The sequence below is a fragment of the Propionibacterium freudenreichii subsp. freudenreichii genome (genome assembly GCF_000940845.1).
Lineage (GTDB): Bacteria > Actinomycetota > Actinomycetes > Propionibacteriales > Propionibacteriaceae > Propionibacterium > Propionibacterium freudenreichii.
Map to the genome: position 1 here is coordinate 2,339,328 of NZ_CP010341.1, position 12,847 is coordinate 2,352,174.

At 69.4% G+C, this 12,847-nt stretch carries 10 protein-coding genes; 7 read left to right on the plus strand and 3 right to left on the minus strand.

Annotated elements, in window-relative coordinates:
* Positions 1 to 3: 3 nt before the first annotated feature.
* A complete protein-coding gene (locus RM25_RS10240; RefSeq protein ID WP_013162024.1) occupies positions 4 to 1,083 on the minus strand; it encodes a C-terminal binding protein in 1,080 nt (359 codons plus the stop codon).
* Positions 1,080 to 2,414 (minus strand): aspartate aminotransferase family protein, encoded by a 1,335-nt coding sequence (locus RM25_RS10245; RefSeq protein WP_013162025.1) that lies wholly within the window; start codon positions 2,412 to 2,414, stop codon positions 1,080 to 1,082. Before RM25_RS10245 ends, RM25_RS10240 begins: the two co-directional genes overlap by 4 nt.
* 179 nt (positions 2,415 to 2,593) lie before the next feature.
* On the opposite strand from RM25_RS10245, the gene RM25_RS10250 reads away from it, so the two are divergent.
* Both RM25_RS10250 and RM25_RS13315 read left to right on the plus strand, forming a co-directional pair.
* Positions 2,594 to 4,090, plus strand: coding sequence for a PucR family transcriptional regulator (locus tag RM25_RS10250; protein ID WP_044636425.1), 1,497 nt, complete (start codon positions 2,594 to 2,596; stop codon positions 4,088 to 4,090).
* 502 nt (positions 4,091 to 4,592) lie between these two features.
* On the plus strand, positions 4,593 to 4,721 hold the full coding sequence (locus RM25_RS13315; protein ID WP_013162027.1) for a hypothetical protein: 129 nt from the start codon (positions 4,593 to 4,595) through the stop codon (positions 4,719 to 4,721).
* An 86-nt stretch (positions 4,722 to 4,807) separates the two neighbouring features.
* Here RM25_RS13315 and RM25_RS10255 read toward each other — a convergent pair whose 3' ends face one another.
* Complete coding sequence (locus RM25_RS10255; protein ID WP_044636426.1) at positions 4,808 to 6,691, minus strand: hypothetical protein; 1,884 nt, start codon at positions 6,689 to 6,691, stop codon at positions 4,808 to 4,810.
* Between the two features lie 373 nt (positions 6,692 to 7,064).
* Here RM25_RS10255 and RM25_RS10260 point away from each other — a divergent pair, with 373 nt between their 5' ends.
* The 5 genes from RM25_RS10260 (at position 7,065) to RM25_RS10280 (ending at position 12,840) form a co-directional block, all read left to right on the plus strand.
* A complete protein-coding gene (locus RM25_RS10260) occupies positions 7,065 to 8,474 on the plus strand; it encodes a sensor histidine kinase (protein WP_013162030.1) in 1,410 nt (469 codons plus the stop codon).
* Between the two features lie 33 nt (positions 8,475 to 8,507).
* Complete coding sequence (locus tag RM25_RS10265) at positions 8,508 to 9,170, plus strand: response regulator (RefSeq protein ID WP_013162031.1); 663 nt, start codon at positions 8,508 to 8,510, stop codon at positions 9,168 to 9,170.
* A 353-nt stretch (positions 9,171 to 9,523) separates the two neighbouring features.
* Complete coding sequence (locus tag RM25_RS10270; protein ID WP_013162033.1) at positions 9,524 to 10,489, plus strand: RNA polymerase sigma factor; 966 nt, start codon at positions 9,524 to 9,526, stop codon at positions 10,487 to 10,489.
* A 420-nt stretch (positions 10,490 to 10,909) separates the two neighbouring features.
* Positions 10,910 to 12,250: an MFS transporter gene (locus RM25_RS10275; RefSeq protein WP_060759140.1), complete on the plus strand. Its 1,341-nt coding sequence runs from the start codon at positions 10,910 to 10,912 to the stop codon at positions 12,248 to 12,250.
* Positions 12,250 to 12,840: a MarC family protein gene (locus RM25_RS10280; RefSeq protein WP_013162037.1), complete on the plus strand. Its 591-nt coding sequence runs from the start codon at positions 12,250 to 12,252 to the stop codon at positions 12,838 to 12,840. Before RM25_RS10275 ends, RM25_RS10280 begins: the two co-directional genes overlap by 1 nt.
* Positions 12,841 to 12,847 lie beyond the last annotated feature (7 nt).

Genomic DNA, 12,847 nt, shown 5'->3' on the forward strand with positions numbered 1-12,847 from the left:
GGGCTATCCGATCTCGAGTTCGGTGTTCACCAGGTTGGCGGGACGCTTGCCCGCCACGAGGCGCTGCACCAGTTGTTCCAGGGCGATGCGCTTGCCGTCGGCCAGCGATTCGGTGGAGATGAAGGCGGCGTGCGGGGTGATCACCACGTTGTCGAGCCCGAACAGCTCGGACCGTTCGTGGTCCTCGTCCTCGATCACGTCGATCGCGGCCCCGGCGATGCGTCGGTCACGCAGCGCGTCCACCAGGGCGGGCTCGTCGACCACGGCGCCACGGGCCGTGTTCACCAGGAAGGCGCTCGGCTTCATGAGCGCCAGTTCGCGGACGCCGATCAGGTGGTGGGTCGCCGCCATGAGCGGGGTGTGCAGCGAGACGATGTCGCTGACCGCCAGCAACTCATCGAGCGTGTCCACCTTCTCGACGCCCCACTCGGCAAGGTATTCGGCGCTCTTGGTGGGCGCGAACACCACGATGCGCAGGCCCATTGCCTGCAGCATCGGCACCATGAGCTTCGGGATCGAGCCGAAGTAGACCAGTCCGATGGTGTTCCCGGTGATGCGGTGCGGCAGGCCGCCCAGCATCGGGTCCCAGCTGCCGGCCCGCACCGAGCGGTCGAGGAAGCTGATCTTGCGCACCAGGTCGATGATCATGCCCACCGTGTGCAGCGCCACGTCGGGTGAGCAGAATCCGGGGGCGTTCGTCACGGCCACCCCGTGGGCGGTGGCGGCATCGGGGTCGATGTTCGACGAGCCGATCGCCTGCACCGCCGCGATCTTCAGGTGGGGAAGTTGGTCGAGCACCGGATTGGTGACCTCGAAGTACTCCACCACCACGCCCTCGGCGTCGCCGACGGCCTTCACGAAGGTGTCGGGCCGGTTGTCGCCGGGCTTGGCGTCCACCAGGTCGATGCGGTCGGTCATGCCCCACTGCTCGAGCAGCGCGTGCTCGTAGTCGAGGTCACCGTCGATGTTGAAGTAGACCACCCGGGGGGTGCCGGTGGTCGGCTCGGCGACGCCCGGCGCCGTGGCTGCCGAGCTGGTGGCCCGCGCGGGGGCGGGCCGTCGGGCGTCCATCAGCTCGCTCATGCCGCCACCGCCTGCTTCGTGGTGGCGCCGGAGGTGTGCCGGGGCGCTTCCCGTGCCGAGACGGTGGTCAGGGCCTGGTGCAGGATGTCGAGGCCCTCGTCGATGAGCTCGGTGGTGGTGTTGAGGGGCGTGGCGAAGCGCATGCCGTTGTGGCGCACCCCGCACGACAGGGTCATCAGGCCCTTGTCGAGGCAGATGGCCCGCACCTCCTCCAGCAGGTCACCGCCGGGGCGCCCGTCGACGTGGTTGAGCTCGATGGCGCGCATCAGGCCCAGGCCGCGGGCGTCGGTGACGATCGGGAACTCGTCCTTCAGCTCGTCGAGGCGGCCGGCCAGGTAGGAGCCGACGGCGTTGACGTTGTCGAGCAGGTGGGTCTCGGCGTAGACGTCGAGCACGGCGAGCCCGGCGGATGCCACCACCGGGTTGCCGCCGAAGGTGCCGCCATGGCGTCCCGGACCCCAGGCGGCCATGATCTCGGGGGTGGACACCACGCCGCTGGCCGGCAGTCCACCGGCCATTGCCTTGCCGATGGTCATGATGTCGGGCACCACGTCGAAGTTCTCGGAGGCGAACATGCGCCCGGTGCGTCCGTAGCCGGCCTGGATCTCGTCGAAGATCAGCAGGATGCCGTTGTCGGTGCACAGCTGGCGCAGCGCCTTGACGAACCTGGTGGGCGGCACCACATAGCCGCCCTCGCCCTGCACCGGCTCCATGAGCACGGCGGCCACCGAATGGGGGTCGCGCACATAGGCGAACAGGTCGGTGAGCTGGCGCAGCGCCCAGTCGGCGATCTGGTCGTCGGTGTAGCCCTCGGGTGACTGGTCGGCGCTGGGATAGGTCACCAGGTCGATGCCGGGAACCAGCGGGTCGTAGCCGGCGCGGTAGTGGGCGCTCGAGGCGGTCACCGAGGTGGCGGCGATCGTGCGTCCGTGGAAGGAGCCCTTGAAGGCGATGATGCCCGGACGCCCGGTGTACGCCTTGGCCAGCTTGAGGGCGCCGTCGGTGGCCTCGGCGCCGCCGTTGGAGAAGAAGGTGCTGCCCAGTTCGCCCGGTGCGATCTCGGCGATCCGCTTGGCCCACTTGAGGGTGGACTCGTAGTTCACCACGTTGAACGAACAGGTGAGCAGTTTGCCGACCTGCTCGCGGATGGCCTCCACCACGCGCGGATGGCAATGGCCCAGCGCGTTCACGGCGATGCCCTGCACCCAGTCGAGGTAGCGCCGTCCGCTCACGTCCCACACATAGGAACCCTCGCCGTGGTCGATCACCAGGTTGGTGGCCTTCGACAGCGCAGGGCTGAGGTACTGCTTGTAGTCCTCGTAGGTGATCACATCGTCCTCCTCGGGTCGTCGCTGCGGATTCCGTGGCCCGTCGGTTCGTGGCCTGTTCAACCGGGGATCCGTACTGTTTGGCGCCAGCCTAGGAACGGTCCACGGCCCGTCCATGGGCCGTCTCGTACACTTTCTGGACGCGCATGGTCCCGTATGTACCGCGCGCGTAGCCTGCTGCCATGGCGATCACGGTGCGCGACCTGCTGGCGGCCCCCGAACTGCGCCTCGTGCTGCGCGAGCCCGGCGGCGAGGGTGCCCTGGACCGTGCCGTGCGGTGGATCCACCAGAGCGAGCTGCCCGATTCCACCGGTTTCACCGAGCCGGGCGAGGTGCTCATCACCACCGGGGCGGTGTTGCCGCAGGGCGCCGAGGCCGATTCGGACCACGGTCGTCGCCTGTACGCCGACTATGTGCAACGGCTGCGCGACACCTCGGTGGTGGCGCTGGGCTTCGGCCTGGGCCCGCAGCACGAAACGGTGCCCGGATCACTGCTCACCGCCGCCCACCAGGCCGGCCTGCCGCTGTTCGAGATCCCCTGGGCGATTCCCTTCTCGGCGGTGGTGAAGGCGGTCTCGCAGGCGCAGGCCAGTGCCGAGCAGGCGAACCTGTTGCGCACCAACCGGGCGCAGCGACGCCTCATCGGGGCGGTCGGACGGGCCGATGCGGCCCATGCGCTGGTGTCCACCACGGCCCAGATCATCGACGGCTGGTCGGCGCTCACCGACACCAGCGGGCATGTGATCACGCGCGCCGGGGCGGTGCCCCTGGAACGCCTGGCCGAGCTGGCCACCGTGCACCAGGGGGCCGGGCGCGCATCGAGCTTCGCGACCGGGGCGATGGTGCAGAACATCGACGGCGTGCAGGGCCGGCGCATCGGCCTGCTCATGGCCGGACGACGCCGCGACCTCGACTCGATCGAACAGTCGGCCTGCCTGCTCGCCGCCCAGTTGTTGGGGGTGCAATTGGCGTTGTCACAGCAACATCACGACGCCATGGCCGGGGTGCGCAACCTGCTGCTCGCCGAGGTGCTGGCCGGACGCACCCTGGCCGCGCAGCATTCCGACGACGTCGTATGGCCCCAGGTGCCGGCCGACCCGGTGCTGCTGGCCTGCGTGGCGGGCGACCCACGGGTGCTGGCCGAGATCCCGCTGGCCGACCTGCGGGTGGTGTGGGGCATCGTCGAGGAGCGGTTGTGGATCGTACTGGCGCCGGCGCAGCGCCAACGCCTGGCGGAGCGCCTGCGGCGTCGGGCCCTGTCGTTCTCGATCTCAGCGCCGTGCGGATGGGGGGACCTGGCCGAGGTGAAGCACGCCACGCTGGCCGGCTTGTTGGGTGAGGGCAGTGCGGGGCAGGCGTCGCTGCTCGACCTGTTGCCGCCGCGTCAGGCGTCGGCCTTCGCCACGGCGACGCTGGGTCCGCTGGCCACCGCCGAGTTCAGTGACCTGCTGGCCACCCTGGGCGTGTGGCTCGACCAGAACGGTTCGGTGGAGCGTGCCGCCGAGCAGCTGGGCGTGCACCGCCACACCGTGCGACGCCGGGTGCAGCGCGCCGCCACCCTGGTGGGTCCCAGCGTCGAGACCCCGCAGGGACGCCACGAGCTGTGGTTCGCCTGCGAGGTGTTGCGACGCGCCCGGGGCGGTGCCGACGCCTCTGGTCCGCGACCCGCCACCGGATGATGGGGTCGACAAAAGCACCGTCCACGGTGCTTTATCCGCACCTATCCTGCTGGTCCCCATGCCCACGGCCGTTAAGTGGGCACCTGTGCGGCGTCATTCCCGCACAACTGCCCACTCAGCGATCAGATGGCGGCGGGACCAGCCTGATCGGGCCTTAAGTGGAGGGTTTCGATGCGTCTAATCACCACAACCATCCACTGAGTGACGAACCAGGACGAACCGGACGCCACACACATGCCGCGGGCCGCCAGGCCGCGTCCGGCAAGGAACCCCACTAATTGGGCACCTGTGCGGCGTCATTCCCGCACAACTGCCCACTCAGCCGCCATCGCAACCGCTTCCGGCGTCACGGGCCGCCCATCCGACCCGCTCCAGCACTGACCGCCGCGGCCGACTACTCCCGCACCGGCCTCCCACCCCCGCGCTGGCTACGCTGAGGAGTCGGGCCCGCCCCACGCGGCCGGGCCCGACCACCACGCACCCGTGAACGCCAGGAGATCCGATGAGACGTGCAGCCCTGATCATTGCCGCAATCGCCGCCACCGCCGCGGGGGCCGTGCTGATCCACCGCCGCAACGCCCGGGCGCGCGATGCCGAGCTGTGGAGCCGGGCAGCGGACCCGATCGCCTGATCCACCACCGGACGCACCCGTCCACGCGCCCGGGGGCCCGTGCAACCCGGATCCAGCCCCTGATCGGGTTCAACCCATGACCGGCTTCAGCCCATGATCGGCAGGTCCTCGCGACTGCCGGCCTCCCAATCAAGCAGCAACAGGTGCTCGTCGCCACGCACCGGGATCGCCTGCGGAAAGCGCTCGGCACTCACCTGGCGACTCTTGTACCGCGCGTACTCGGGGGGCACCCGCCGACTGCCGACGCGCAGCCCCTCCTGCCAGGTGAGCTGCGCCTTGCCGTAGGGCGGCCGCAGGCTCAGCCGGTCGCCGGTCAGCGCCACGCGATGTTGCTTGAGCTGGTCGACGAAGGCCCCGATCGAACGGAACTCCCGCTCGTCGCCCAGCACCACCGCATATCCGGTGTGCACGCCACGCTGCACCACCTCGAACTCACTGGCGAGGTCCAAGGTGCTGGTCGCCACGATGCCCACATAGCTGCCGTCGCGGCTGCCGGCCACCCACGTCGGCCCCACCCGGGTGACGTCGAAGTCGACGAAGGGGAAGTGGATGTGCGTGTACAGGTTGCGGTTGCCCTCCAGGTGCCCGCGACGCCCCGACAGGTCGTACTGCACCAGCAACAGGTTGTCGCGCTGGGCGATGTCGGGGTTCACGCCGTTGCCCACCCAGCCACCGCCGGCCCAGCCATCGGACGCGCGACCATTGGACGCGCCACCGGGAACCCCGTCGCCGACCGTGCGGAAGGCGGGATGGTTGCCGAACACGGCGATGCCGCCGGGCAGGCACGCCTGCCACAGGGCCTGCTGGTCGCCGAAGCCGCCGGGGTGATAGCTCTGCGCGCTGCTCAACAGGTAGGCGGGAGTGCGGAAGGTCTGCACATTGCCGCGCTGCAGCGCCATCCCGTCGGTCACCGGACGCAGCGCCCTCAGCAGCGGCGAGCGCAGGGACGCCGGCACCGCATCCAGTTGCGTCATTGACGCCAGGAAGCGGTTGGTGGACTGCTTGGCGCTCATCCGCACGGCGCGGGTGGCCGACACCACCTCGCGGTTGGTGAATGCCTGCATCGCCCACCAGAAGCGGGCCAGCGCGGCAGGTGAGGTGCGGGGGAAGTTGGGGTCGGCGGCCAACACCTCGGGAACCTCGTCCACGTCGAGGCCCTGGGAGGTGAGCACCCGCATGGTGGCATCGCTGGCGGCGATCTCACGCAACGCCAGCGGCACCTTGTAGCGGTGGCGGCACACGAAGATCGCGCCCAGCTGGTCGGTATCGATCAGCGGCAGGGCCGGGCCGTAGGCGGCATCCACGATCACCTGCGCCGCCGAGTGCTCGGGGTGCATGCGCACCATCGCGCTGGCGCTGGCCGACGCCGCCACGAAGCGTCCATCGAAGCGGTGCAGCGCCAGATCGGCCAGCAGCAGGTCGAGCACCATGCTGGCCCTGATCACCAGTTTCTCGTCGCGGGCGTAGTCGATCAGCAGGGTCAGCGCGGCCACGTCAATGGCGTAGCAGTCGCCCGAGAGCCATTCACTGAAGCCATAGCGGAATCGATCGCTGAGCCAGCGCACCACCCGCGTGGCCCCGTGGCCCAGCAGTTCCCCGCCGCGGCGACGCTCGTCGGTGAACGTGTTATCGACAAACTCCTGGCCGGCCAGGTATTCGCATACCGCGAAGCTGATCTGGTGGCTCTCGGTCCAGGTGCACATGGCGTCGCTGCCGGGATGGTCGACGTCGTAACGGAAGCCGAGGATGGCGGCGCGCACGCGGTCGCGCTGCTGGTCATCGAACTGCCCGCGACACTCGAACCATGTCTTGAGTAGGAGCAACAGCCGATGATCGGCCCGGTCGACGCGCTGATCGACGTCGCGGCACAGCCTTTCCACGTAGTGCTCGTCGCAGCCGGCCATGCCGTAGCCGGGCCACTCGGCTGCGCGGTGGGTGGGGACCTTTGTGGGAATGTCGTGCAGCGACATACGCCTCCTAGGGGGGATCGAAGGTGTTTGAGTTGGTGGAAAAAACGATACGAACCGCCCCCCGGCCACAAATCGGCGCCCCGGCGATGAGTGCGGCAGGGGCCTCATTTAGGATCGCGAGACCTGCACTGGTGCAGCAGCGTGAAATGGGCGCTTTCCGGCACGAACCGGCGACGCAAACCGTTATCGCCGCAACGGTCGCCTGCCCTGTGGGTCGCTGACGGTCCACTCGCGACATCGTCCATGCGGGACGCCCACGCCCGGGGGCCTGCCCTGTGGGTCGCTGCCTCCCCGGAGGGCCCACCCAGCCGCCCGCGGGCACGCCCACCGCAGGGCTCCCGGCCGCGTCGGGGCGCATCTAGGCTGGTGAATCATGACTTCTACCCGCCTGCCGTGGCCCACGATGCCCGGCGGCTGGGACCGCGAGGGTCCCGAGCCGGTGTCGCGTTGGGACGTGATGCTCACCGCCGCCCTCATGGTGGGCACCAGCTTCTGGGGCGACCTGATGGCCAACCACCAGGGCCACTATGTGGCGTCCGTGCTCACCTCGCTGGCGATCACCGCGCCGGTGGTGCTGCGGCGTCGGCGTCCCCTGCTCATGCTGGCGATCGTGTCGGTGGCAAGCCTCGTGCAGTGCGTCACCGTGTCGGGACCCACCGCCTCACTGCTGGCCGTGCCGGTGGTCGCCTATTCGGTGGCCAAGTGGGTCAGCGGCCACGACTCGCGCCTGGTGCTGCTCAGCGGCCTGATCGGTGCCGTCATCGGCCCGCTGCGCTGGATCGGGTCGGTGAACTTCGTCGACGGCTATGCCGGACGCGTCCGCATGCTCGTGCTGCTGTTCGTGATGTGCTTCGCGGCCGTGCTGGTGCCCTATCTCATCGGACGCCGGGTGCGCGAGAACGACATCACGGGCCAGGAGCGGGCGCGCGCCGCCGAGCAGCGCTACCAGGCCGAGCTGGCCACCCGCGAGGAGCGGGCGCGGGCCACCGAGGCCCGGGTGCGCAATGACATCGCGCGCGAGCTGCACGATGTGGTGGCCCACTCGCTGAGCGTGATCATCGTGCAGGCCGAGGGGGGCAAGGCGCTGGCGCGCAAGAACCCGCCCGCGGCCGCCGAGACCCTCGACACCATCGCCGAGACCGGACGCGAGGCACTCACCGAGATGCGCCGCATGGTGGGCGTGCTGCGCGCCGGGCCGGGCGGCACCGAATATGCACCGCAGCCCGGCCTGGGCGACATCGCCGAGATGGTGCAACGCGCCGGCGACCGGGTGAGCCTGCAGGTCACCGGGGCCCAGCCCGCAGTGCCCGCCACCGTGGGGCTGGCCGCCTACCGGGTGGTGCAGGAGGCGTTGACCAACTTCTTCAAGCATGCCGGCCCGCAGGCCACCTGCCGGGTGCAGATCAACTACGGCGCGGCCGATATCGACATCGAGGTGGCCGACAACGGCATGGGTTCCAAGGCCCCCAATGACGGGGCCGGCAATGGGCTGAAGGGCATGCAGGAGCGCGTCGGGGCCGTCGGCGGAAAGCTGAATGCCCGCGCCCGGCGCACCGGTGGGTTCCAGGTGAAGGCGCTGTTGCCGATCGCCGCGAAGCCCCCGAAGGTCGCCACGTCAGAGCCCGCCAGTGCCCCGGCGCAGGCCGATGGCGGGGAGCCGGCCGACGGCGGGGTGCCGGCTGCGCAGCCCGCCGATCCCGCGCCGGAAGGTCGCGTCGATCGCGGAGCGCCGCATCAGGCGTCCCCTCAGGGGCCCGGGCACCACGACGGGCCGGTAGCGTGAGGCGACAAGGTGACGCGATGACGAGGAGAACGCATGTCTGATCCGATCACGGTCTTTCTGGCGGACGATCAGGAGCTGGTCCGCAGCGGGTTCCGCATGCTCATCGACGCCGAGGACGACATGGAGGTGGTCGGCGAGGGCGTCGACGGGGCCGATACCGTGCGCCAGATCGCCACGCTGCGTCCCGATGTGGTGCTGATGGACATCCGCATGCCGGGCATGGATGGCGTGGAGGCCACCAAGCAGGTGGTGGCGCTGGACAATGGCACGAAGGTGCTGGTGCTCACCACCTTTGACCTCGACGAATATGTGTTCGCCGCACTCAAGGCCGGCGCCTCCGGCTTCCTGCTGAAGGACACCCGCCCGGCCGACCTGCTCAGCGCGATCCGTGCGGTGGCCGCCGGTGATTCGGTGGTGGCTCCCAGTGCGACGCGCCGGCTGCTCGACCATGTGGCGCCCACCCTGCCCGACCACGTGGGCGAGCCCGACGAGCGCCTCGACGTGCTCACCGACCGCGAGCGCGAGGTGCTGGTGGAGGTGGCCAAGGGCGCCACGAACGCCGAGATCGCCACGAACCTGTTCATGGCCGAGGGCACCGTGAAGACCCACATCGGACGCCTGCTGGCGAAGTTGCATTGCCGTGACCGCGTGGGCCTGGTGCTGTTCGCCTATGAGACGGGACTGGCGCCCGCCTGAGGTGGGGCGGTTCGGCGTCGGCCATCCCCCCAGATATCGCCCTGCCGCCGGGCCCCGGCATCCTGCGGCCCACATGCTGCGATCCGCCGCCCTGTGGACACCGTTAGGTGGACAGTTGTGCGGCAATGACGCCGCACAGTTGACCACTTAGCGCCCGATCCGGGACCGCGGCCGCGTCGGCGTCCGGGTCGGCACGCTCCCCTCCGGCGCCGACCACCACCCCCGGCCGACCCCGTCCGGCCAACACGCGACACGAACGGGCAACACGCACCCCGTGCGGGCAACACCCGCGCGTGCTCGGACAACACCGGCGCACACACCTGCTCGGGAGGCTGTTGGGCAAGGAGGTCACCATGACCACGCACCCGCAGTTCACCCGCCCCGTCGACGCAGAGGCCGCACCCCTGCATGCAGCGCGCACCTCGAGCACCGACATCGCCGTCGACAGCGCTCGTCCGGCCGGCATCGCCGCCCACACCAGCCCCACCGGACACACCGCGGCCATCGGTCAGCTGGCCGAGGTCCGTCAACAGCGGGGCACGCCCACCCATGACGGAGCCATGATCCTCCAGCGCGCCGCTCAGCCAACCCGGCCGGGCACACGACGCGCGGCCCGTCCCACCGAGGCACCCCTGACCCGCATCAGCGCGGGCACGCGGGTCTCCAGCGCCGACCCGGTGGTCGACGCGCTGCGCACCGAGTGGCAGGGATGGCGCGACCAGCCCCTCCCCGACGCATGGCGCTGCGCCTGCCCCGAGCTGGCGCAGGTGCCCAGCTTCCGGCAAGCACTCGAGGTGGCCTGCCTCGACGATGTCGCCGCCTTCCTGGTGATCGCCTGCCAGGGCGGGGGACGCCGCGCCGGCCGCCTGCTCGTCCAGGCACTCTTGCCACGACTGGCCGCGCAGGCCTCCCGTGACCGCCGCCACGAGGTGGGCGACTATGTCTCAACGCTGTGGGAGCTGCTGCACGACTTCCCCATCGAGCGTCGCACCCATGCTGTGGCCACCAACCTGGTGCTCGACACCCGCAAGCGCCTGCACCGTGCCGCGGGACGGGAGGTGCCCTGTTCGCAACCTCCCGAGCCACCCACCCCACCAGCCAGCAGCAGCCGGGAACGCGCCGCGGTGATCATCGACCTGGCGGCCCGTCGCGGACTCATCACCGCACCCAGTGCCGAGGTGCTGCGCAGCGTCTACCTGTACGGCCTGTCGGGACGCGAGGCCGCCGGACGACATGAGATGTCCGAGGACATGGTGCGCTACCGGTGCAGCTCGTCGGTGAAGCGCCTGCGCCGGCACATGAGCGATCTGGCGGGTTGAGCGGCCCGACACGCCAAGAACTTCAGAAGAATCTCAACCGGTTCTTGAGACTCCGCCACGCGTACCGGGCGCCAGATCCTGAGAGCGGGTCCAAAACTGAGAGCCAATTCTCACGTTCTGTTCATGTGTGTGTAGCATCGGACCAAGGTTGAGGGCTGATGCAGCACTCATTTCCCCGCACACAGCAGTCGCCGGGGGAATCGAGCAGAGCCGACCCACAACCGTCGTGAGGGTCCCCGGACCTTCACCCATAGACGCCCAGGGGGCTGTTGGGGGTGACCAGCAGCCCCTTGGTGCTTTTCTCCTCCATGTCGTGCATCCCCTCGCCGACTGATGCCCCGCGTGCGCCGGCGGCAGCGCGATACGATTCGGATGCTCTCAGCGCCGACCCGTGCAAACCAATCGTTCGAAGGGGAGTACGTGGAATTCACCCAACGACTGCGCCGACTGTGGCGCCATCGTGCGTTCCGACGCCTCACGCTGGTGAGGCTGTTCTCCCAGACCGGCGACGGCACCGTGCAGATCGGCATGGCGTCCTATCTGCTGTTCAGCCCGCAGAGCGCCACCAGCGCCTGGGCCGTGGCGGGGGTGCTGGCGCTCACGATGCTCCCCTACTCGCTGGTCGGGCCGTTCGTCTCGTTGGCGCTCGACCGCTTCCCGCGGCAGCGCATCTCACTGCTCGTCGACACGGTGCGGGCCATCTGCTCGGTGGTGCTGGCGATGATGATCGCCAACCACCTCACCGGTGCCGGCAGCCAGGTGGCACTGATGCTCCTGCTGCTGGTGATGCTGAGCCTCAACCGCTTCTCACTGGCCGGCCTGTCGGCCGGGCTTGCCTACACGGTGGACGACGATGAATACCTCGATGCCAGTTCGATCATGCCGATGATCGGGCCGGTGGGCATGATCATCGGCGGTGGTTCGGGCGGGGCCATCCGGCTGTTCGCCGCCGACCCGCTGGGCATTGACGGCGCCAATGCGCTGATCTTCGGGGTGGGCGCCCTGTTCTTCTGCCTGTCGGTGGCCACGTTGTGGCGCATCCCGAGGGCCGGGCTGGGCCCCGACACCCCCGACCACCACGGCTCGGCACGCGAGGTGGCCGCCGGGCTGGTCGACGGCTTCCGTCACCTGATGGCACACCGTCCGGCATGGTTGGCGATGGCCACCGAGGTGGTCGTGCGACTCGGCTACGGCCTGCTCATGGCGTTCGTGATCGTGATCTACCGCCACCATTTCTTCCCGAATGCCGACCAGCTCAACCTGGCGATCTTCGGCATCGGCATCTGGTTCCTGGTCAGCGGGGTGGGCTTCGCCCTGTCCGGAGTGATCTCGGTGCCGATCGCCAACCACCTGGGCGTGCGCTACTGCATCATCGCGATGCTGGTGGTGATGGGCGTCTCGCAGGCCGTGGTGGGCACGGTGTTCTGGGCGCCGGCGCTGGTGGCCAACGGCTTCATCATCGGCCTGGCCGGCCAGTCACTGAAGGTGCAGGTGGACACCGTGGTGCAGGCCCACATCGCCGACTCGCACCGCGGCCGGGTGTTCACCATCTACGACGTGGTCTACAACGTCGCCACCGTGCTCGGTGCCGTGATCGGCGCGCTGCTGCTCGCCCCCGACGGGGTAAGCCCCGCCCTGACGATCGGCGCCGGCGTGTTCTACCTGCTTGCCGCGCTGGCGTTCACCATCGGATCCCATTCGCTGGGCAATGCCACCTTCAACAAGGGCACCCGCGCGGTCTCGCCGGTTGAGGTGCCCTGATGGGCCACATCCTGTCGTCGGCGTTCACGCTGTTCCTGGTGATGGACCCGTTGGGCAATATCCCGCTGTTCCTCACGGCGTTGCGCCATGTGCCGGCGTCACGACGCCAGAAGGTGCTCGCCCGCGAGTTGTTGATCGCCCTGGTGATCATGGTGATCTTCCTGCTTGCCGGACGCGGCCTGCTCGCCGTGCTGCACGTCACCCAGCCCGCGCTTGCGACGGCCGGGGGCCTGATCCTGCTGCTCATCGCGGTGCGGATGATGTTCCCCACCCCCGAGGCCTCGCTACGGGAACGCACCTTCGAGGAGCCGCTGATCGTGCCGCTGGCGGTGCCCTACACGGCCGGGCCCTCGGTGCTTGCCATCGAGGTGATCATGATCAACCAGACGCCCGACGCCATGCCGGCGCTGCTCGCGGCGGTTGGCTTCGCCTGGTTGCCCACTGCGCTGATCCTGTTCTTCGCCGGATACCTGCACCACTGGTTGGGCGAGCGGTTCCTCACCGCCATCGAACGCCTGATGGGCATGATCCTGATCATCGTGGCCACGCAGATGCTCATGGGCGGCGTGAAGGAGTTCTTCGGCTTCTGAGGCGTCC